The 20,816-nt window shown below is 39.1% G+C and carries 18 protein-coding genes and 1 pseudogene; 15 read left to right on the forward strand and 4 right to left on the reverse strand.

Going from position 1 to position 20,816, the window contains the following annotated elements; translation table 11 throughout:
• Window positions 1-120: 120 nt before the first annotated feature.
• The gene (locus BN997_RS00685) at window positions 121-492 is read right to left on the reverse strand and encodes a DoxX family protein (protein ID WP_042528745.1); all 372 of its coding nucleotides are present in this window, start codon (window positions 490-492) and stop codon (window positions 121-123) included.
• A gap of 155 nt (window positions 493-647) precedes the next feature.
• Between BN997_RS00685 and BN997_RS00690 the strand changes: the two genes are divergently transcribed.
• Both BN997_RS00690 and BN997_RS00695 read left to right on the forward strand, forming a co-directional pair.
• Entirely contained in the window at window positions 648-2,363 is a 1,716-nt protein-coding gene (locus tag BN997_RS00690; protein ID WP_042528747.1) for an ABC transporter ATP-binding protein, read from the forward strand.
• A gap of 137 nt (window positions 2,364-2,500) precedes the next feature.
• Window positions 2,501-2,821 (forward strand): DUF3889 domain-containing protein, encoded by a 321-nt coding sequence (locus tag BN997_RS00695; RefSeq protein ID WP_042528749.1) that lies wholly within the window; start codon window positions 2,501-2,503, stop codon window positions 2,819-2,821.
• A 22-nt stretch (window positions 2,822-2,843) separates the two neighbouring features.
• Here the strand turns inward: BN997_RS00695 and BN997_RS00700 are convergent, their stop codons facing one another.
• A complete protein-coding gene (locus BN997_RS00700) occupies window positions 2,844-3,386 on the reverse strand; it encodes a GNAT family N-acetyltransferase (protein WP_042528751.1) in 543 nt (180 codons plus the stop codon).
• Window positions 3,387-3,553: 167 nt separating this feature from the next.
• Here BN997_RS00700 and BN997_RS00705 point away from each other — a divergent pair, with 167 nt between their 5' ends.
• The 4 genes from BN997_RS00705 (at window position 3,554) to BN997_RS00720 (ending at window position 8,306) form a co-directional block, all read left to right on the forward strand.
• A complete protein-coding gene (locus BN997_RS00705; protein ID WP_042528753.1) occupies window positions 3,554-4,726 on the forward strand; it encodes a TraB/GumN family protein in 1,173 nt (390 codons plus the stop codon).
• A 130-nt stretch (window positions 4,727-4,856) separates the two neighbouring features.
• Complete coding sequence (locus BN997_RS00710; RefSeq protein WP_042528755.1) at window positions 4,857-6,077, forward strand: hemolysin family protein; 1,221 nt, start codon at window positions 4,857-4,859, stop codon at window positions 6,075-6,077.
• 173 nt (window positions 6,078-6,250) lie between these two features.
• Window positions 6,251-7,171, forward strand: coding sequence for an HPr(Ser) kinase/phosphatase (gene hprK / locus BN997_RS00715; protein ID WP_042528756.1), 921 nt, complete (start codon window positions 6,251-6,253; stop codon window positions 7,169-7,171).
• Between the two features lie 187 nt (window positions 7,172-7,358).
• A complete protein-coding gene (locus BN997_RS00720; protein WP_042528758.1) occupies window positions 7,359-8,306 on the forward strand; it encodes an ATP-grasp domain-containing protein in 948 nt (315 codons plus the stop codon).
• 100 nt (window positions 8,307-8,406) lie between these two features.
• Here the strand turns inward: BN997_RS00720 and BN997_RS00725 are convergent, their stop codons facing one another.
• Window positions 8,407-10,128: a pyruvate oxidase gene (locus BN997_RS00725; protein WP_042528760.1), complete on the reverse strand. Its 1,722-nt coding sequence runs from the start codon at window positions 10,126-10,128 to the stop codon at window positions 8,407-8,409.
• A gap of 250 nt (window positions 10,129-10,378) precedes the next feature.
• Here BN997_RS00725 and BN997_RS00730 point away from each other — a divergent pair, with 250 nt between their 5' ends.
• The 7 genes and pseudogenes from BN997_RS00730 to BN997_RS00760 all read left to right on the forward strand — a co-directional run bounded on the left by BN997_RS00730 (window position 10,379) and on the right by BN997_RS00760 (window position 17,400).
• Window positions 10,379-11,155, forward strand: a complete 777-nt coding sequence (locus tag BN997_RS00730) for a Cof-type HAD-IIB family hydrolase (protein WP_042528762.1) — start codon at window positions 10,379-10,381, stop codon at window positions 11,153-11,155.
• A 233-nt stretch (window positions 11,156-11,388) separates the two neighbouring features.
• Entirely contained in the window at window positions 11,389-13,344 is a 1,956-nt protein-coding gene (locus BN997_RS00735) for a BglG family transcription antiterminator (protein WP_042528764.1), read from the forward strand.
• Window positions 13,345-13,374: 30 nt separating this feature from the next.
• Complete coding sequence (locus BN997_RS00740) at window positions 13,375-13,644, forward strand: PTS sugar transporter subunit IIB (RefSeq protein WP_042528766.1); 270 nt, start codon at window positions 13,375-13,377, stop codon at window positions 13,642-13,644.
• Window positions 13,645-13,653: 9 nt separating this feature from the next.
• The gene (locus BN997_RS00745) at window positions 13,654-15,012 is read left to right on the forward strand and encodes a PTS ascorbate transporter subunit IIC (RefSeq protein WP_425311622.1); all 1,359 of its coding nucleotides are present in this window, start codon (window positions 13,654-13,656) and stop codon (window positions 15,010-15,012) included.
• A gap of 23 nt (window positions 15,013-15,035) precedes the next feature.
• Window positions 15,036-15,671, forward strand: coding sequence for a D-sedoheptulose-7-phosphate isomerase (locus BN997_RS00750; RefSeq protein ID WP_042528770.1), 636 nt, complete (start codon window positions 15,036-15,038; stop codon window positions 15,669-15,671).
• A 200-nt stretch (window positions 15,672-15,871) separates the two neighbouring features.
• Window positions 15,872-16,351, forward strand: coding sequence for a 23S rRNA (pseudouridine(1915)-N(3))-methyltransferase RlmH (gene rlmH, locus BN997_RS00755; protein WP_042528772.1), 480 nt, complete (start codon window positions 15,872-15,874; stop codon window positions 16,349-16,351).
• 202 nt (window positions 16,352-16,553) lie between these two features.
• A pseudogene (locus tag BN997_RS00760) lies at window positions 16,554-17,400 on the forward strand (DMT family transporter).
• 424 nt (window positions 17,401-17,824) lie between these two features.
• On the opposite strand, the gene BN997_RS00765 reads toward BN997_RS00760, so the two are convergent.
• A complete protein-coding gene (locus BN997_RS00765) occupies window positions 17,825-19,015 on the reverse strand; it encodes a coenzyme F420-0:L-glutamate ligase (RefSeq protein WP_042535608.1) in 1,191 nt (396 codons plus the stop codon).
• A gap of 169 nt (window positions 19,016-19,184) precedes the next feature.
• Between BN997_RS00765 and BN997_RS00770 the strand changes: the two genes are divergently transcribed.
• Both BN997_RS00770 and BN997_RS00775 read left to right on the forward strand, forming a co-directional pair.
• Window positions 19,185-20,087 carry a LysR family transcriptional regulator gene (locus BN997_RS00770; protein WP_042528774.1) on the forward strand — a complete coding sequence of 301 codons (903 nt, stop codon included), beginning with the start codon at window positions 19,185-19,187 and terminating at the stop codon, window positions 20,085-20,087.
• Window positions 20,088-20,193: 106 nt separating this feature from the next.
• Window positions 20,194-20,721, forward strand: coding sequence for an STM3941 family protein (locus BN997_RS00775; protein ID WP_042528776.1), 528 nt, complete (start codon window positions 20,194-20,196; stop codon window positions 20,719-20,721).
• The last annotated feature ends 95 nt before the right edge of the window (window positions 20,722-20,816 follow it).

Below are 20,816 nucleotides of genomic sequence, written 5' to 3' on the forward strand. Positions count from 1 at the left end.
TATAAATGCGAACATTTGTGCATATGTGGATATAATTGTGGATAAATGCAGTTTGTCCATAAGCTATAAACAGGATTTTTGAATTACACAGATGTTGTCCACAATTTGGGTGTGGGAAAGTTACGTGAAGGCTTCTTTTTCATTTCGCTGAGACCAGAGAAAGATGAGCAGTATAAGTAACGTCAGATCTAATCGCGAAGCAAAAAGAAATGCGAATATCCCGTCCCCTGTCAGAATAGGAAGCTTGGTGAAAAAGAGTGCGCCAAGCATAATAAAAATCAGTGGAATAAGACTTATGTGGATAAATATTCTGCCGATTAATAACATCCCCGCCATCACTTCAAACAGAGCTACAAAGAAATAAACAAAATTGGATAAAGGCACGCCCATTTGTTCAAAACTGCTGACCATCGAAAGGTCCACAAATTTCATCAGCCCGGAAACTAGAAATACAAATCCCACTACATAGCAAATAAGCTTCATTGGTTTCATGTGAAACATCCTCCTTTTTTAAATGGTATGCAGGGGAAAGGACAAACTTTCCCAAGAATCTGGAGAAAAGCATATTGTTTTCATAAGCGATTAACTATATAATTCATTCATATGCGCTTTAGCTTTTTATAAAAAAGAAGAGGAGGAGGATAAGTATGCTGCGTCAATTTTTTTCATACTATAAACCGCATAAGCGGTTATTTATTATAGATTTTTCAGCTGCAGTGATTGTGGCGCTGATGGAATTAGCCTTTCCGGTAGCGGTTCAGTGGTTTATCGATCAATTATTACCTGGCCAAGACTGGAATGCCATTGTTGTTATATCGATTTTACTGCTGATTGTGTATATTATCAGTACGTATTTGCAATATGTGGTTTCCTATTTAGGGCATAAATTGGGAATTAATATCGAAACAGATATGCGCCGTGATTTATTTTATCAGGTTCAGAGACAATCCTTTCATTTCTTTGATAATACGAAAACAGGCCATATCATGAGCCGTATTACGAATGATTTATTTGATCTGGGAGAGCTTGCCCATCACGGCCCGGAGGATTTCTTTATTTCCATCATGACATTTTTAGGTGCTTTCTTTATTATGTTCACCATTAATCCAGTTTTAGCACTGATTGTTCTTATTACCGTACCTATCCTGATATTCCTTATTACATTTGGAAATATTCGTATGAATAAGGCGTGGAGAAAAATGTATGCAAATATTGCAGGAGTCAATGCAAGAATAGAGGATGCTGTTTCTGGTGTACGTGTCGTACAATCCTTTACAAATGAAGAATTCGAAAAGCAGCGTTTTCAGGAGAATAATGAAAAGTTTCGCCTTGTAAAGGTTGGAGCATATAAAGTAATGGGTATCGTCCATTCGAATATTTTTCTGCTGATGCGTTTAATGACACTGCTTGTACTTGTTGTAGGGGCCTGGTTCACTTATACAGATCGCCTCAGCTATGGAGAATTAGTCAGCTTTATCTTGTTCGTGAATGTATTAACGACACCAATCAATAAAATTACAGCACTCTTAGAGCTATATCCCAAAGGAATGGCCGGCTTTAAACGTTTCTCAGATATGATGGCAATCAACCCGGATGTCGAGGACAAGCCGGATGCCGAAGCAGTCAGTGAATTAAAAGGGGATATCCGTTTTGATCAAGTCAGCTTCAGCTACGATAAAACGAAAAAACCGGTATTGAACGATATCAGCTTTGATATTCATCATGGAGAGACGGTTGCTTTTGTCGGACCGTCTGGAGCTGGAAAAACAACGATTTCCGCATTGATTCCAAGATTTTATGATGTGACAGATGGAGCGATTACGATTGATGGAATGGATATTCGTGATATGACGAAGGAATCTCTCCGCAGTAAAATCGGTGTCGTACAGCAGGATGTATTTCTGTTTACAGGAACCCTGCGGGAGAATATTGCGTATGGAAACCTGGAAGCAACTGATGAAGAAATCGAACTTGCAGCTAAACGTGCACATATGGAGGATTTTATTAAGGAGCTTCCAGATGGCTATGAGACACAGGTTGGAGAAAGAGGCTTAAAGCTGTCAGGAGGACAAAAGCAGCGGATTGCAATAGCGCGGATGTTCTTGAAAAATCCGCCAATTCTTATTTTGGACGAAGCAACCTCGGCGCTGGATACAGAGACAGAAATGATTATTCAAAAAGCATTGAACGAGCTGGCCGCCAACCGGACGACAATTGTGATCGCCCATCGTCTTGCTACGATTAAAGAAGCAGACCGTATTATGGTGGTAACGAAAAATGGGATTGAAGAAGAAGGAACGCACGAAGAACTCCTGCAGAAAAAAGGTATCTTTGCTCATCTGCACGGTGTTCAAATGAAATAGCAGAACAGGCTGTGCCAAGCGCAGCCTGTTTTTTTAGCGTATTGTCTTCATTTCCCGGGAAATAAAGACATCTGTCTTCTGATTAGCATAAAAACATAAAAAATAACACAAGCTAAGACTAATTAGGAGGTGGCCTGATGAATCGAATATATCGCGCCCTTATCTTCGCCGGCATTATTATCATTCCATTGTTGATTGGAACATGGGTGAATGCAGAAGAGCCGGAATATGCCGAATGGGGTCAGATTGCCATGAAAGAAGTGAAAGCCAAGTACCCTCAAGAAAAAATTGTAGATTATTTGCATGTAGGCAGACAAACAGAATCTGAAAATACAGTCGAAACCTTTAAGCTATGGTTAGTGGGAAAAGAAAAGGAATTTGGTGTTATTATTGATATTTATTTTAAAACCGATACAAAAGAAATTGTCGAAATAAAAATGAGGGAAACAAAGAACTAGCACAATGAGCTGTGATTCTCCGTTAATGCGTCCATTCTCGTGCTAGCAGTCCGTAAACAACTAAATCTTCATAATGATCGTATAGCCATTCTCCCTGCCTGATCATACCTTCTTTTTGAAAACGGAGCCGTTCTGGAATGGCTCTGCTTTTTTTATTGTGGGTTGCAGCACGAATTTCAACCCGGTTTAACCGCAGTGTATAAAAGGCATAATCAATCATCACCTGAACTGCTGTGGTCATGACGCCCTTCCCTTGATAAGCCGGATCTAACCAGTAGCCAATCGATGTGCTGCCATTTTGCCAGTCAATAAAATTATAATTGACACAGCCAATCAGCCTATCCCGATCAAAGATACCGATATTCAGCGACTGTCTGTGCCGGGCTCCTTGCAGGCATAAATCAATAAAGGCTAAACAATCGGCCGGTTTTTGTGTCGTTTCAATCCAGGGAAGCCACTCACGCAGCTCTTCTCTGGAGCTTTCTACCGTCCTGAACAGCGCGTTTGCATCATTCATCTGCAGCTGGCGCAAGGTTAGACGGTCATCTATTTGATAGTGAAACATAGGTTAACCCCCATATTCATACTTCCTTTATTATCATCTTCCTATATCATACGTTATTTGTGCGTAGATGTTTAATTAATTGGTGAAAATGTATTACAATAGGATATACAAGTTTAAAAAAAGGAATTCCGTGTTGAATAACATAATGGAAGGAAGAAGGATGGTACATGAGTGAGGAGAACATCACAAGGCTCCATTTGAATGGAAAAGAATATATACTAATCGGAACAGCCCATGTTTCTAAAAATAGTGCCGAACAGGTCAAGGAAGTCATTGAAAGGGAACAGCCTGATGCGGTATGTATTGAGCTGGATGCCCAGCGTTTTCAATCGGTGAAGGATAATAATAAATGGAAAAACACCGATATCTTTCAAGTCATCCGCGATAAAAAAGCAGTCATGCTATTAATGAACCTGGCAGTTTCTTCCTTTCAGAAGCGGATGGCTAAGCAGTTTGGTATTCGTCCGGGAGAAGAGATGATACAAGGAATTGAATCCGCGGAAGAAACAGGAGCCGAGCTTGTTTTAGCCGATCGGGATATTCAAATTACTTTTGCCCGAATTTGGGGGAATATGGGCTTTAAAGGAAAATCAATGCTGCTCATGCAAGTGTTTGGAAGTATCTTCAGCAGAGAGGAAATTTCCGAAGAAGAATTAGAAAAGATGAAGCAGCAGGATACGATTAATGCGATGCTTCAAGAGTTTACCGCTTATTTTCCAGACCTGAAGAAACCATTGATTGATGAACGGGATCAATATTTATCTCAAAAGATTAAAGATGCTCCCGGCGATAAGGTTGTCGCGATACTTGGGGCAGCACATGTGCCAGGCATAACCAAAGAAATTGAAAAAGAACAGGATTTGGAACAACTAAACACACGTCCGCCGAAATCAAAGTGGCCGAAAGTGGTTGGATGGGCGATACCTATTTTCATTATTGGCATCATTGCCTACACATTCATGACAAATCCAGCGGCAGGCTGGCAGCAAACGATAAGCTGGGCGCTCTGGAACGGCTCTCTCTCAGCTATTGGCGCCCTTGTTGCCTTCGCACATCCATTAGCTGCCCTGACTGCATTCGTCGCAGCGCCATTTACTTCGCTGAATCCATTACTTGCGGCAGGCTGGTTTGCAGGGTTTGCTCAGGCTTATATTAAGCGGCCGAATGTAGGCGATTTTGATTCACTTGCAGATGATGTGCATTCTGTAAAAGGTTTTTGGAATAATAAAGTAACACGTATCTTGTTAGTAATCGTATTTGCCAATATAGGAAGTTCTTTAGGAACATTGATTGGCGGCGCGGATGTGATTCGTGTGTTTATCCAGAATTTATTAAATTAAAGGTTTTAAAATTATTTCAGCGTGTATATGTTCAACAAAGATAGTTTTCAAATGAAAGAGAGCTATCTTTTCTGCTCTACATAGTGATGCAGCATATCTAACGAAAATGTCATTTAGGAGGAATTTACTCGTGATCATTGCGATCATTTTTTTATTATTTGTTTCTCTATTCTTCTCAGGAAGTGAAACAGCTTTAACAGCAACAAATAAGGTGAGACTGCAGGCAAAAGCAAATGATGGTGATATAAAATCAGAAAAACTGCTTCAGCTTGTCTCTACCCCAAGTGAATTTATTACAGCAATTTTAATCGGAAATAACGTGGCGAATATTCTGTTGCCTACACTGGTTACCATGATGGCGATAGATTATGGTTTAAATGTAGGAATTGCGTCAGCTGTACTGACCATTACGATTATTGTATTTTCGGAAGTGATACCAAAATCCGTAGCAGCCAGCTTCCCGGACCGGATTGCTGCTTTGATCTTCCCGGTTATTCGGGCTGTGGTATGGATTTTAAAACCAATCACCTTTTTATTAAATGGATTAACAGGCACGATTACCCGGGCACTTTCTAAAGGAGAAGTGCAGATGGAGTCTGTTTCCAAAGAAGAGCTGCGGGCAATAGTGGATATTGCTGATTCAGAAGGAGCTTTTCAAAAGGAAGAGTCTTCACGAATACGTGGTGTATTTGATTTTTATCATTTGAATGTAAAGGATGTTCTAAAAACACCGCGCGTTGAAATTGTCGGGTTAGATCATGAAGCAAGTTACCAAGAGGTGAAAGAATTGGCGCTGTCCAGTCCATTTACAAGGTATCCTATTTATGGAGAAGATGTGGATGATATTATCGGCATTTTTCACTCTAAGTATTTAATTGCGTGGAGCGATGAAAAAGAAAAAACACTTGCAGATTATAGTGATATGGATCCGCTGCGTGTGTATGAATTTAATAATATCGAATGGGTATTCCATAAAATGCTGGAGGAAAAGAAGCATATGGCTATCGTATTGGATGAGTATGGCGGCACAGAAGGAATTGTCACACAGGAAGATATTATTGAAGTGATGATTGGACAAGAGATAGAAGATGAGATGGATGTGGAAGAGGATGCGCTGATAGAAAAGCAGACAGAAACCGAAATTATCTGTGATGGAAAAATCACGCTTCACCAGCTGAATAATACCTTTGATACAGATATTCCAGAGGAAGATGATGTGCTTGCAGCTTATATTCTGAGAAACTTTACTACCTTCCCTGTAGAAGGAGATACGCTGGAAAAGGAAAATTTAACATTCCACATATTAGAAATAGACGGCCGATATATTAAGCGGGTTCAAATTATTAAATAGAAATAATGAAAAGGCGCTATATTTTGCACATTTCTCCAGTTCCTTTTTCAAATAGTTACAGGTTAATGTGACAAATTAGTGAAATAGCGATTTCTCATACATGATTCTGTCTCTTTGCGACATAATTCGTTATAATGTAGGGAAAAGGACAGGACGGAGAGGAGCGTGGTGCTTTGAAATCTATCAGTGTAAAGCAATTAGTGCAAGAATTTAAATTGGAAGTACTGGCTGGAGGCGATGAGTTAGATCGCACCATCAAGAAAGCCAGGACCCATCGCCCTGGCTTAGAATTCATTGGTTACTTTGACTTTTTCCCAATGGAACGTGTGCAGATTTTAGGGAAAAAAGAAATTAACTTTTTGAAGCAGCAGAATATTGAAGAACGTAAGGAACGGATAGACCATGTGGTAAGCTATCATCCGCCATGCTTTATTGTTACGTCGAATCAAGAGGGACTTACGTACTTAACGAAATTCTGTCAGGAAGAAAATATTCCGCTTCTGCGTACAGCAGATACAGCCGTTGATTTTATCGCTAAGGTAGATAATTATTTAACCCGCAAGCTCGCAACAGAAATTGCAGTTCATGGGGTCTGCCTGAATGTCTCCGGAATTGGCGTCTTAATTCGCGGAGAGTCTGGCGTAGGGAAAAGTGAGCTGGCACATACCTTGATTGGGCGCGGACATCGGCTTGTTTCGGATGACATTGTTATTTTGAAAAAGGTGAGCCATAAGACGATTCTTGGTACACATAACGATATCAATCGTGAATTCCTCGCTCTCCGCAGTGTCGGACTTTTAAATGTTGTACGGATGTATGGCAGAAAGGCGTTCCAGGATGAATCACGTATTTCCTTGGATATTGAACTGACAAAGTGGGAGAAGGATGCACTCAATAATGATCTGGAGCCGAAAACCGATTATGAAGAGTATATGGGCGTCCAGGTTCCAAGAATTGAGATTCAGCTCCAGCCAGGACGGGATGTAGCTGGATTAGTAGAAGCGGCTGCGAATAATTGGTACCTGCAGCAGCAGGGATATAAGGCTTCTACGGAATTTATGGAGCGTGTCCAGTGGGAAGAAGGAGACGATTGATGGTTTCCTTTTACATATAAAGAGGGGAGAATCTTGGGTTCTTCCTTCTTTTTTTGTTAAAATCAACAGTGTTTAGAATTTCTTTTTATAAAGAATGGAAGTTATGTCATGGCTGGAAATAGTGCATGGATGCTAAATAGAAGCTAAGCCATATGAAATAAAATTTTTTAATGAAGGGGTGTTATCATTGTCGAAAATATATATTTTACATGAAAACGATGATTGGACAGTACACTTAACCAATCGTCTGGAAGAATTAAATTTGCCTTATGAAACCTGGCATTTAGATAAGGGGATGGTTGATTTAACCGCAGAACCGCCTGAAGGGGTATTTTATAATCGGATGAGTGCCTCCTCACACACACGAGATCACCGCTTTGCACCCGAATTAGCTGGAGGCATTCTATCCTGGTTAGAGATGCATAATCGAACGGTCTTTAATGGTTCACAGGCGCTTCAGCTGGAAATTAGCAAGATTAACCAATATACCGCACTTGAAAAAAACGGCATAAAAACACCAAAGACAATTGGAGCAGTTGGACGTGACCAAATAATAGAAGCTGCAAAAAAAATAGGTGAATCTTCTTTCATTACAAAGCATAACAGAGCAGGGAAAGGGCTGGGAGTTCAGCTTTTCCATTCCATCGATGCCCTTGAAGCGTATGTAAATAGCCCGGAATTTGAAGAACCCGTTGATGGTATTACATTGATTCAGCAATACATCCAGTCGCCTGAGCCTTTTATCATACGAGCAGAATTTGTCGGCGGGAAATTGATTTACGCAGTGAAGGTAGATACTACAGAAGGCTTTGAGTTGTGCCCTGCAGATGCGTGCCGGATTGGCGATGCATTTTGTCCGGTCGGGGAGGAAGAAGAAAGTCCGCCGATGTTTGAGATTATGGAAGAAGGAATGGACACGGAGCAAATTGCACGTTATGAGAATTTCTTGAAAAATAGCGGGATTGATGTTGCCGGTATTGAATTTATTCGTGATATCAATGGAGAGATTTACACGTATGATGTAAATACGAATACAAACTACAATTCGGAAGCGGAAGAAAAAGTTAATAAATATGGGATGTTGGAATTAGCTCGATTTTTAGGGAATGCTTTAGAAAAAGAACGTTTATCATAGGATAATAGATGGATAAAATGAAGAACTCCTCAAAAGTTTAAGAGAAATCCATAAAAAAGAAGGAGTGCTTCGAAAAGAAACACTCCTTCTAAACGTCAGCTTACATCCGCTTTAACCCCTTGCGAATCGGCGGAAGCTCCAGCTTTCCTTTTTCAAATAATTTTTTAATGGTCTGCTTGGTGTAGCTGGTCACCTGATCATAAGAAAGCTTGCCTGGAATTGGGGGCTCATCCTCAATACAGACATCGATAATCGCGGGCTGATTAAACGACGCTGCAGCCTGCAGAGAAGGTCCAAGGTCTTCAAACTTTTCTACAAGATACCCTTTACCGCCGCAGTTATCCGCAAATTGAGCAAAGTTAAAGCTTTCTAAGCCAGTTTTATAATCCAGGTGTCCGCCAGCCTCCTGCTCGTACTTAATCATGCCGATACGTTCATTATTAAAGATAACAACAATCATTGGCAGGTTATATTTCATAGCAGTTAAAAAATCCTGCATGTTCATGGAAAAACCGCCATCGCCGGCAAGGCTGATTACCTGCCGCTCAGGGAAAGCTATTTTACTTGCAATCGCTCCAGGAAGACTGCAACCCATCGTGCCTAGCCAGCTGGAAATCAAGAAATCCTGCGTTGTTTTCATCCGGAAATGCCGCGTCGCCCATACAGTCACATTGCCGACATCAACTGACAGGATAGCATCATCCTCTGCGATTTTCTGCACTTCATGAATGACCTGCTGCGGCTTAATTGGTGTAGAGGTTTGCTCTTCATCGTTCTTCATTTCCTCCCACCAGCTGGTCATTTTCTCCTGATATTTTTCTAAGAAATCACGTTTCTCGGAGCGAGGCAGCTGTTCATTGAACCACCCGAGCACCTTTTTCGCATCCCCGGCAACGCCAATATCCACGGGATACCTTTTGCCGATTTGTAAAGGATTCCTATCAATTTGGATGCAGGTAACATCCTCTGGCAGAAACTCGGTATAAGGGTAAGAGGTTCCAAGCAGGATTAAGAGGTCTGTCTCCTCCATTGCTTCATAAGCCGGCTTGGTGCCAATCATTCCAAGGTTACCAAGGAAATTTGGATGCTCATCCTCCATCACTCCTTTAGCAGGTAAGGAAATAACAACGGGTGCAGCAATCGTATCTGAAAATGCCGCCAGCTCTTCCTTCGCTTTCTTCACACCTGTTCCTGCTAAAATAATAGGTTTTTTCGCTTTTTCAATTGCAGCTGCAGCCTCCTGCATCGCAGTTACATCTGGAGTAAGTGCTGGTGACTCATACATCACTGCATTTTTTTGCACCTTATTTTTAATTTTTTCAGTTGGAATATCATCCGGCAAGGTTAACACAGCAACTCCTTTTTCCGCATACGCTGTGCGAATAGCCTGATTGACCATGGATGGGAGCTGTTCCTCTGAGGTAACCTCTTTATTATAAACCGCAACATCATCAAAAATGCGTTCCATATTGACTTCTTGAAAGCTATCTGTCCCAATTTGATCTGTGGGAACCTGCCCGGCAAGAACAAGGACAGGAGCGCTATCCTCCTTCGCATCATACAATCCATTTAATAAGTGAATCGCACCCGGCCCCGCAATGGATAAACAAACGCCAAGCTTTCCAGTTAATTTTGCGTAAGAAGCAGCAGCTAATGCGCCGGCCTCTTCATGACGAACCTGCACAAATTTTATTTTATCCTCTGCTTTTCGCAGTTCTTCCATTAAATTGTTGATGGAGTCCCCAGGCATTCCATAAATATGGTTTACACCCCAGTCCTCCAGTAAATCCACAAGTACTTTTCCTGCACGATCATCAAACATGCGGCATGTCTCCTTTTCGTGAGTATTTTATCTTATCTATCCATCGAATAGCTGATAAACAGCTTCATGTTCCTCTTTTTTTTTGCCTACTTTGTCTATTCCACAATACGGGGAACATGAAACCAGGAGGAATAGGAAAAAATGGAAATGAAAATAATTCAGAAAATGACAGAAAGCCTAGCTTTTCATCTCATTATCTTTTAGAATAGGGATACATTAACTCCAGCAGGATATGTGAGGGGGATAAAAAATGATGAAAAGACCCGTTGTATTTTTTGATTTAGACGGAACATTATTGACAAGTGATAATAAAGTAGCAAAAAGCAGTATTGAGGCAATTGAAAAACTAATTGAAAATGATGGAATACCTGTGCTTGCAACAGGCAGACCTCCATTTGAAACAAAGAAATTACGAGCAGAGACAGGAATCGGATCAGCTGTGTTGATGAATGGACAATTCATTGTACATGAAGGAGAAGTCGTTTCCCGGAACCGAATCAACCCGGTCCAATTAAAAAAATTGGGAGACTATGCAACACAAAGAGGGGTCACCCTTTCTTTCCACACTGCCGAGCAAATTTTTACAACGAACAATCAATGTGAGCTGTTAAAGAAGGACTGCCTGGAATGTGACAGAGAGATTCCGGAAGTGGATGATGATATTTATATGAACAAGCCGGTCTATCAGGTAGAAATATACCTGGAAGATGGGGAAGAAGAATATCAGGAAAAATTCCCAGAGCTTCACTTTGTCCGCAACTCTCCCTATAACTGTGATGTCTTCCCAAAAGACGTCTCCAAAGCAACAGGTATTAAGAAATTCTTAGAAGTCACCGGACTTTCTAAAGAGAATACATATGCTTTCGGCGATGGATTAAACGACCTGGAGATGTTTGGGTTTGTGAAAACATCGGTGGCGATGGAGAACTCTGTGGAGGAGATTAAGGAAGTGGCGACGTATATTACGAAGTCAGCGGATGATGATGGAATTGCTGATGGGTTGAAGATGTGCGGGTTGATTGAGTAAAAAAGTAATAGAGAAGGAAGCAATAAATCGGACTTTTTCTGCATTTTTAAAAGGATGCGGGAGAGTTCGATTTTTTATTCTGCTTATAAGAAAACTAGTGCATTTACTCGTCTATTATGAGTAAATGCACTAGTTTTTAAGAATGTGTGTAAAACGCTTCCAAACCAAAGAAAATTTTTAAACTTTTTATTAGCATTGTTTTGTTAAATAATAAAACTATAAGGAGGATAAATATGCTGAACGAAAGGAGTAAATTAATCTTAAATCTACTGCTGGAGAAGAGAAAGGTTAACTTAGAGGAAACAGCAAAGCTGCTCGGAGTTACAGAAAGAACGATCCGAAATGATTTAGCAAAAATCGATGGGTTTTTAACCGAAAATAATTTAACAAATTTAAAAAAGGAAACCATGATAAACTATTCGATTGAAAACGAACAGTCGACAACTATTCATCGTGTTCTGAATAAGATACATGCTGATTCGGAAAAACAAATTGATTACTGGGAAGAGCCTATATATAGATTAGGATTTTTATATAACAAATTGTTTTGGAGCGAGCAGAGAATCACGATAGAAAGCTTGGAAAAAGAATTATTTGTAAGCAGAAGCACGATAAACAATGACTTGAAAAAGCTCAAAAACATGGCCAAGGAAATGAGCATAGATATCCTTTTTGAAAAAAATAAAGGACTTTACTTATTGGGTAAAGAGGAGAAGCTCCGAATCTTATATTTTCATTTTATCGACTTGTTTGAGCAATATAACTATAATCTGGAAATATCTAATGATGATGAAGCGGCTATCCTGACCTATTGGATCAGGAAGGTGGAAGAAGAGCTGATGATTGAAATTTCCTACAGCAGTTTTCAAAGACTTATCCCAATTATGAGAACGATTACCGGTAGGATTCAACAAGGGAAAAAAGTAACGATCAACTCGAAGAATTTAAATCCTAAATCCAGTTATGAAATGGATATTATTGATAATAACTGTGTCATCTTAGAAAAATATTTTAATATAATCATTCCACCTTCTGAGGTAGTGTTTATTTCCAAGCAAATTTACCGCAGTAACTTAATAAAAAATGAAGTAGTTTATCAAGGATATCAAGTAAATTTGGATATTATTGTAAATTCCTGCATCAAGGAAATAAGCAAGCTTCTAAAAATCGATCTTACGTTGGATAAAGAGCTGTTTAAACATCTTGCTCTGCATTTTCAGACAACAATAACAAAGGATGATTATGAGATTGCTCATTTGATTACAAAAGAAACCTTTAAAGACATAAAGGCGGTTCATGAGCATATTTATACCGTTGTAAAACGTGTCATGCAGGATATTGGAAGAAGAGAGCATATTCCATTTAATAATGAAATGGAATGGCTCTTTATCACATTGCATATAGTTTCCTCCATTGAAAAAATCAAAGACAGAATTGCAGAGGAATTAAATGTCATATTGATTTGTCATATGGGAATCGGGACTTCGCAATTTTTAAAATATCAGCTCAATCATTACTTTAAATTTAAACCGAGAATCGTTACTAAAAAAATTCTATCAGAAGAAGCGAATAAAGCGGATATGATTATCTCCACGATTCATTTGCAGGATTTCAACATTCCATACATACAGGTAACGCCGTATGTAACAGAGGTTGATATAAAAAATATACAGCGTCTTGAAAAACAGATTATAGAGGAAAAGATAACATTCCAGGAAGAGGGAGTATGGAAAGGAAGAAGTGAACCTATGTTAAAAGACCTTCTGACAGAAGAAACAATTGAAACAAAGGTGTCTGTAAATGATTGGGAAGAAGCAATCATTTACAGCGGGAAAATTTTAGAAAAAACAGGTGTCATAACCAATGAATATACGCAGGCAATGGTCGAGGCTGTAAAGAATTTCGGCCCGTATATTGTGATTGCACCAAGGATTGCTTTGGCACACGCCAGTTCAAAGGACGGTGTCCATCAAATCGGTATGAGTCTGATTACCTTAGACGAGGGGGTAGAATTCGGCAATAAAGATAATGACCCGGTGAGGATTGTCATATGTCTGGCAGCCATTGATCATCACACCCATTTAAAAGCGTTGTCGGAATTAGTAGAGGAACTGAATAACGAAGAATTTGTAAATATGCTGCTTCATTCAGATAAAGAAGAAATTGTAAAAGTCATTAATCAAAAATAAATTTTATAAAAAATAAGGGAGTGCATCAATATGAAAATATTAACAGTTTGCGGTATGGGATCAGGATCATCATTAATTTTAAAAATGAATGTGGAAGAGGTTCTTTCTGGTTTAGGAAAAGATGCAGAGGTAGAAGCATGCGATATCGGCTCTGTGGCAGGACATCAAGTAGATTTACTTATATCTACGAAGGAATTTGGAGATCAGCTGGAGGAATTTACAGCAGACAAAATTTTAGTTAGTAATGTAGTCGATAAAAGCGATATCGAGCAGCAATTAAAGGATTATCTCGCCAAATAGGAGGAGACCATCATGAATTTTGTATACAGTTTTTTTAATCAACCAGCAATTATCATTGGGCTGATTGCTTTTATTGGCTTAGTTGCTTTACGAAAGCCCATTGATAAAATTTTATCCGGTACCTTTAAGACCGTAGTCGGCTTTGTGATTTTATCACAGGGTGGAGGCATTATTTCAAGTGCATTGGAAAAGCTGTCCCCAGCTTTTGAGAGCGCCTTTCAAGTGCAGGGAGTAATTCCCTCCAATGAAGCTGTTATCGGATTGGCAGAGACTTTATTCGGTGCTGAAATGGCATTGATTATGGCATTCGGATTTATTTGTAACATCTTAATCGCCCGCTTTACCAAGTTTAAATACATCTTTTTAACAGGTCACCATGTTTTATTCATGTCAGCATTGTTAGCGGCTGTTTTAAGTACAATCGGTTTCAGAGGAACCGAACTGGTCATAACCGGATCGTTAATCCTTGGAGCTGTGATGACACTGTCACCGGCGGTTGTACAGCCTTTCTATAGAAAAGCGACAGGTAACGATAACATAGCTATGGGTCATTTTAATGCAATTAGTTATTCCCTTTCTCCATTAATTAGTAAAGCAGTTGGGAACAAACAGCGTTCCACGGAGGATATTAAAGTTCCAAAGCAATTAAGCTTCTTCCGTGATAATACGATTACAACCGCAATCGTCATGATTATTTTATATGTAGTAACCTATTTATTTGCGGAAAGGTCTGTCGCAATGGAATTATCTGGCGGAGATAATATTGTCATGTACGCGGTGATGCAGGCAATGATTTTTACAGCAGGATTTGTAGTGGTTCTGCATGGTGTACGTATGATGCTTGCAGAAATTGTCCCTGCATTTAAAGGGATTTCTGAAAAAATTGTACCAGATGCCACACCTGCACTCGATGTACCAGTGCTGTTTCCGTACGCTCCAAATGCGGTATTAATTGGATTTATGTCTTCCGTTGTCGGAGGATTAATGGTCTTTCTTATTTTACCGTTTACACCATTGCCGGTAATTATCCCTGGTTTAATCAATTTATTCTTTGTAGGTGCAGGTGTTGGTGTGCTGGCGAATGCAGTCGGCGGAATCCGGGGTACGATTGTCGGAGGCATTTTTAATGGTGCGCTAATCACCTTTTTGCCGGCATTAATGCTCCCGTTGTTAGGGGAGCTCGGATTTGCAAACTCCACTTTTGGAGACGCAGATTTTGCAGTAACGGGAATCCTTCTCGGACAATTAGGTGTGCTGTTTAGTAAAGCAGGTATCTATGGAATCCTGTTTATTCTGGCACTTATTTTTATCGTTGGTTCAATCATCAAGGCAAGAAATAATAAAATGCCAGAAGCGGAAGCTAAATAGTTTAAGAGAGAGGAGCTTATCCAATGGCTATTCAAGAGCATGTTCAATCGTTAGTAGAAAGATATCCAGTATTAGAAGTGAATCAGAGCCAAATTGAAGAAACCTATCATTTATTCATGAAGACGATTCAATCTGGCGGGACCATCTATATGTGTGGAAACGGCGGGAGCTATTCCGACGGTCAGCACATTGTAGGAGAGCTGTTAAAATCCTTTGATAAGAAAAGAGAATTAAATAGCCGGATTACCGAAAAATTAGTTTCGGAGTATGCAGAAGAAGGCCGGTACTTAGCAGATAATTTAGAAGCGGGAATTGATTCTATGGTGCTGGGGAGCCAGGACGCATTTGCATATGCCTTCAGTAATGATGTAGATGCCAATTTAGTCTTTGCACAGGACCTCCTGACACGTGGTACAGAAAAGGACACCCTGTTATGTCTATCAAGCTCAGGTAACTCTAAGAATGTAAAGTATGCTGCGATGATAGGAAAAATGATCGGAATGAATGTTATTCTGTTAAGCGGCCAGCAGCAAGGAACAATTGGGGAGTATACGAATTGTAATATCTTGGTTCCAGAGACGGAAACGTATAAGATTCAGGAGTTACATTTGCCGATTTATCATTGTTTGTGTCTTGCTGTAGAGGATAGTTTGTTTTAGTTTTTGTCGGTTGAGGTGTGTATTTTTATAGGAAAATAGAATAAGAGATTGTGATTAAGAGATGCCTGTATATTTATTGAATATATTAGGTATCTCTTTTGGTTTGTGGTTGTGGAAATAGGTGTTCAGGTGATGGGGATATGGTAAAATAGAAGGACATTCTAACGAAAAAAATCAATTTAACATAAAGGAAGATTTCAATGAATATAACCCTTGTCACTGTAGGAAAGCTGAAGGAAAAATACTTAAAGCAAGGTATTGAGGAATATAAAAAACGCTTAGGTGCCTATGCGAAAGTGAATATTGTCGAGGTAGCGGATGAAAAAGCTCCAGAGACAATGAGTGAAGCGGAAATGGAAGAAGTGAAGCGTAAGGAAGGCGAGCGTATTCTTGCGCAGGTTCATCCAGATGCATTTGTGATTACGTTGGAGATTGAAGGAAAGATGCTGAGTTCGGAGCAGCTGGCGAAAAAGCTGGATGAGCTGGCGACTTATGGGAAGAGCAAGATTGTGTTTGTGATTGGCGGTTCGCTTGGGATTAGTGAGGATGTGCGGAAGCGAAGTGATTTGGCTTTGTCGTTTTCTAAGATGACGTTTCCTCATCAGTTGATGCGGCTGGTGTTGTTGGAGCAGGTTTATCGGAGTTTTCGGATTATGAGGGGGGAACCGTATCATAAGTAAATGAGGTTTTCTCATATGTGTATGTGGAATGAAACAACTAGTAATCCTTTAAATATGGTCCAACCTACATTTTGGTGAGTAATACATCCAAACAAAAATGTATACGAAAAATCCTGTTATGTGTAAAATAAAACAGTTAGCATTTGGTTGTAGGAAGGATGATAGTGTGTTAAAAACATATACTTGGCTAACATTTTGTGTAATGGTGTGGGGAAGTAACTTTGTATTTGGAAAAGTGTTAGTCCAAAGTTTTTCCCCAACCCTGTTAACCATGCTTAGGCTTTTATTTATTGTATTATTTTTAATTGGGTTATCCTCATATAATGGATATTTTAAGCGAGTTAAGAAATCAGATTTACTCTCGGTTTTCTTTCTAGGATTGATTGGTATTTTTATAAACCAATGGTCTTTTTTTGTTGGATTACAAACAGCTGATCCAACAACATCTGCATTAATTTTGGCAACTACCCCTATTCTAACTGGCGTATTAGCTGCGATTTTTTTAAAAGAAAAATTAACAATTCGGATGTTGATGGGGTCTATTGTGGCAATCGTCGGTATTTATTTTGTGGTAACAAAAGGGGATTTATCTTCCGTACATATCGATAGTGGTCTATTATGGATTGTTTTAACGATGATAACATTCGCCATTATGATTATTATGACGAGGCATCTTTCAGATAGGATAGACCCTTTTACTCTTACCTTACATTCAACTATTGTTGGGTTGATTGTGTCGATTCCTTGCATTATTTCTAGATACACCTATACAAATAAGCTCTAAGATGTCAGATTGGTCTTTACTGATTGTAACGGCCGTTGTTATACACGGTCTAGCTAATTTGATATGGAATAAAAACATTAGTCATGTTGATGCTTCAAAGGCTTCAATATTATCCAATTTAGAACCTTTTGTAGCGATGATCATGGGATTGATCGTATTATCCAAACCAATAACTAACATAGAAGTTTTCGGGGCTCTATTTATAGTGGGGGGAGTCATACTCTCTACATATCAACGAAAAAAGCTAAATAACCGATTGAATTAACAAGACCTATATCATAAAAAACATTCATCCTGAATTATTCATAGTAATTTAGGAATTAACCCAAATCCCAGTACTCTAAGCTCTCTTGACCGATTTCATCTACACTAAATAAATGAAAAAGGAATCCATTTCTGATAAGGTTAAAATGCTAGTAATAACCACCAGAAAGGATTCTTTATATCGCTACTTTAACGCAAAAACGCTAAAGGTATGATAATTTTTTTCATTTTGTATTCCCTTCTAAAAGTATCCTATACCTTTATTCGGCACCAATTCCATTAACTAGTTTCCTTCAATCCATTCCGAAGTCAGTACAAATTCGTACCTTTATATGTACGTTCTCTTTCAAGCACTTGCGCCAACCTATAAAAAATAGGACAAAGGAGCTTCTCTCCCTCGTCCTATAAGTTTTCCCTACCGACACTTATTTCGTATAATTATCAAAATACCCCTGAATAAAAACAATCGGCGTCCCTTTATCCCCACTGCCTGAAGTTAAATCAGACAACGACCCGATAAGGTCCGTCAGTCTCCGTGGGGTAGTTCCTTGTGCTTCCATTGCTCCAACCAAGTCATCCTGTTTCTCATTAATGTGTTTAGAGATTGCCTCTTTTAGCTCTTCCCCTTTTAAGTCAGCAAACTGGTTGTCAGCCAAGTACTTTAATTTAATTTCATTTGGTGTTCCTTCTAATCCAGTTGTGTAAGCAGGGGAAACAACCGGATCTGCCAGTTCCCATATCTTTCCTACAGGATCTTTGAATGCGCCATCCCCATAAATCATGACCTCAACCGTTTTACCTGTCTTTTCTTTCAGGATTTCTTGAATGGTATCAACAACAGGCTGGCAATTGTGCGGGAATAACTTTACGCTATCCTCTGTTGCTTTATTAGAGCCCAGTAAGCCGTAAGCTTCGTTAAAGCCGCTTCCGTCAATGGATTCAGAAAGAATATTATCAAGGCTGTAAATTTTTTCGCCGCCATTTGCCTTTAAAATTCGCTTTGTTCTTTCCCGTGAATGAATATCACAGCAAAGTACACTCTTTGTGTATTCCAAAATTGTCTTTGGATCATTTGAAAAGATGACTTCGCACTCGATTCCATATTCTTCAACCAGGGATTTGTAATAATCGATATAATCTACGCCTGTGAAGGTATGTTTGTTGTAGCCAAAATGCTCCCGAAACTGCTTTTCAGTTAGAACATCTGTCCAAGGGTTTATCCCTTTTTCATCAAGTGTATCTAAATCCACTAAATGGTTGCCTACTTCATCGGAAGGATAGCTCAGCATTAACACGATTTTCTTCGCGCCTTTTGCGATTCCGCTGAGGCAAGTAGAAAAACGGTTACGGCTAAGGATCGGGAAGATCACACCGATGGTATCCTCTCCAAATTTAGTTTGAACATCGTTGGCAATATGGTCAATCGTAGCGTAGTTGCCTTGTGCACGTGCCACAACGGATTCCGTAACGGTGACAACATCTTTATTCTGAATAGTAAAGCCTTCAACCTCTGCTGCTTTTAATACACTATCCGCAACAATCTCCTCAATGTTATCTCCCGTATTGATGATGGGACAACGCAGTCCTCTGGCGATAGTTCCTACAACTCTTTCCACAATCATTCGCTCCTTCTTGGTAATGTTGCTATATTTTATAAAATATTCACTTGTTAAAAAGTATCTTACTAATATACTAACAATCTAAACAGTCTCCTCTTGTAATATACGGCTTTTCATGATATAAGTAAAGTCAATATATCTAATATGGGGTATAAGGGTGGGTTATATGACGGGCAAATTGGATTTATATTATCTTTTTTATACGGTTGGTAAAAATAAAAGCTTTTCTAAAGCGGCTAAAGAGCTGTATATGTCCCAGCCGGCAATAAGCCAATCCATGGCACAATTAGAGAAGGAATTAGATACAAGGCTGTTTAATCGGCTGTCTAAAGGTGTAACGCTAACGGATGAAGGAAATTTATTGTTTGAATATGTCAGTTCAGCACTTCAATTTATACAAGCTGGGGAAGAAAAGCTTTTAGAATTTAAAAAATTAATCATTGGTGAACTTAAAATAGGGGTCAGCGATACCATTTCACGATTTTTTCTGCTTCCCTATTTAGAAACATTCCATAATCGGTATCCAAATCTCAAATTCAAAATAGTCAATGGGACCACATGGGAAATCATAGCTGCCTTAAAAGCAGGAGAAGTGAACATAGCTATCTGTAATCTCCCCGTTGACGACAAGTTCTTAGAAGTAAAGCCTTTATTAGAAATTCAGGATACCTTTGTATATGGAGAAAAATACCGGGAAGTATTATCTAAACCAATTGAACCGGAAGAATTGGTTCATTTTCCGCTTATTTTATTGGACAATTCCAATTCCCGGAGATATGTCGAAGAATTTTTTCTTACAAAAGGAATTAAAATCCAGCCGGAATTTGAGCTGGGTTCCCATGAACTGCTGTTAGAATTTGCTAAGATTAATCTTGGCGTTGCTTGCGTCACAAAAGAATTCTCTGAACAGTTTATGAGAGAAGGCCTGCTTGATGAAGTGATTTTAACGGAACCTATACCTAAAAGAAGTATTGGCATATGTTATTTAAAAAATGTTCCTTTAAATCGAGCTGCAGAAAGGTTTGTGGACATTATGGAAGAAAATAAGAGGAATTTCAAATGGCAATAGGTGTACCATTCGTTTGGGTAATATGAGAAGATGTACGCAGCACAAAATAAGATGATTTTAATATTTGAGAATCTATTAAACAACCGTAACCATAGGAGGTAAGTAAATGAATGATCATTTTATAGTAATGGCGAAAAAGGGCAGGATGGTCATGCTGACTATTTTTTCGCTCGTGTTTGTTGCGCTGGGCATAATCATTTTATTAGTCCCGTTTAATGAACCAATGTTACCCATGGTGATAGGGATTCTTGCCATTTTAGTATTCGGGCTTTGTTTCCTGTATTATGTTAAAGCACTTGCCAAAAGGGAACCAGCCGTCATGATTACAAAAGAGGGAATCATCGATAATTCCAGTTACATTCGAGCAGGTCTCGTCAAATGGGAGGAAATTGAAGCAATTGATTTTTTAAACTTTTCAGGTCAGGTATTTCTTGGTATTTTTACATATGATCCTGAATTGATTATTAACCGGTCAAGCGGAATAAAGAAAGTATTTAACCGATTAAACAAAGGGCTGTTGCCATCTCAAGTGAACATTCCTTTTAAGAATTTGGATTGTTCTGCGGAGGAGCTGTTGAATGCTATTGGCGAACGTTGGGATACAGCGTTGAAGGAAGAAAGCAAAAAAGAATGAAGCCAAAAAGCTGTCAGCAGAAATGATTGGAAAATACATGAAAAAAGAGGAATGTTACATCTAAACACGATGTGACATTCCTCTTCTGTCTTTTA

The organism is Oceanobacillus oncorhynchi (assembly GCF_000821065.1).
GTDB lineage: Bacteria > Bacillota > Bacilli > Bacillales > Amphibacillaceae > Oceanobacillus > Oceanobacillus oncorhynchi.

Excerpts from the sequence above, each read along its gene's own strand:
- BN997_RS00685 (WP_042528745.1), bottom strand. The coding sequence starts at position 492 with ATGAAACCAATGAAGCTTATTTGCTATGTAGTGGGATTTGTATTTCTA.
- BN997_RS00690 (WP_042528747.1), top strand. The coding sequence starts at position 648 with ATGCTGCGTCAATTTTTTTCATACTATAAACCGCATAAGCGGTTATTT.
- BN997_RS00695 (WP_042528749.1), top strand. The coding sequence starts at position 2,501 with ATGAATCGAATATATCGCGCCCTTATCTTCGCCGGCATTATTATCATT.
- BN997_RS00700 (WP_042528751.1), bottom strand. The coding sequence starts at position 3,386 with ATGTTTCACTATCAAATAGATGACCGTCTAACCTTGCGCCAGCTGCAG.
- BN997_RS00705 (WP_042528753.1), top strand. The coding sequence starts at position 3,554 with ATGAGTGAGGAGAACATCACAAGGCTCCATTTGAATGGAAAAGAATAT.
- BN997_RS00725 (WP_042528760.1), bottom strand. The coding sequence starts at position 10,128 with ATGTTTGATGATCGTGCAGGAAAAGTACTTGTGGATTTACTGGAGGAC.
- BN997_RS00730 (WP_042528762.1), top strand. The coding sequence starts at position 10,379 with ATGATGAAAAGACCCGTTGTATTTTTTGATTTAGACGGAACATTATTG.
- BN997_RS00735 (WP_042528764.1), top strand. The coding sequence starts at position 11,389 with ATGCTGAACGAAAGGAGTAAATTAATCTTAAATCTACTGCTGGAGAAG.
- BN997_RS00740 (WP_042528766.1), top strand. The coding sequence starts at position 13,375 with ATGAAAATATTAACAGTTTGCGGTATGGGATCAGGATCATCATTAATT.
- BN997_RS00750 (WP_042528770.1), top strand. The coding sequence starts at position 15,036 with ATGGCTATTCAAGAGCATGTTCAATCGTTAGTAGAAAGATATCCAGTA.
- rlmH (WP_042528772.1), top strand. The coding sequence starts at position 15,872 with ATGAATATAACCCTTGTCACTGTAGGAAAGCTGAAGGAAAAATACTTA.
- BN997_RS00770 (WP_042528774.1), top strand. The coding sequence starts at position 19,185 with ATGACGGGCAAATTGGATTTATATTATCTTTTTTATACGGTTGGTAAA.
- BN997_RS00775 (WP_042528776.1), top strand. The coding sequence starts at position 20,194 with ATGAATGATCATTTTATAGTAATGGCGAAAAAGGGCAGGATGGTCATG.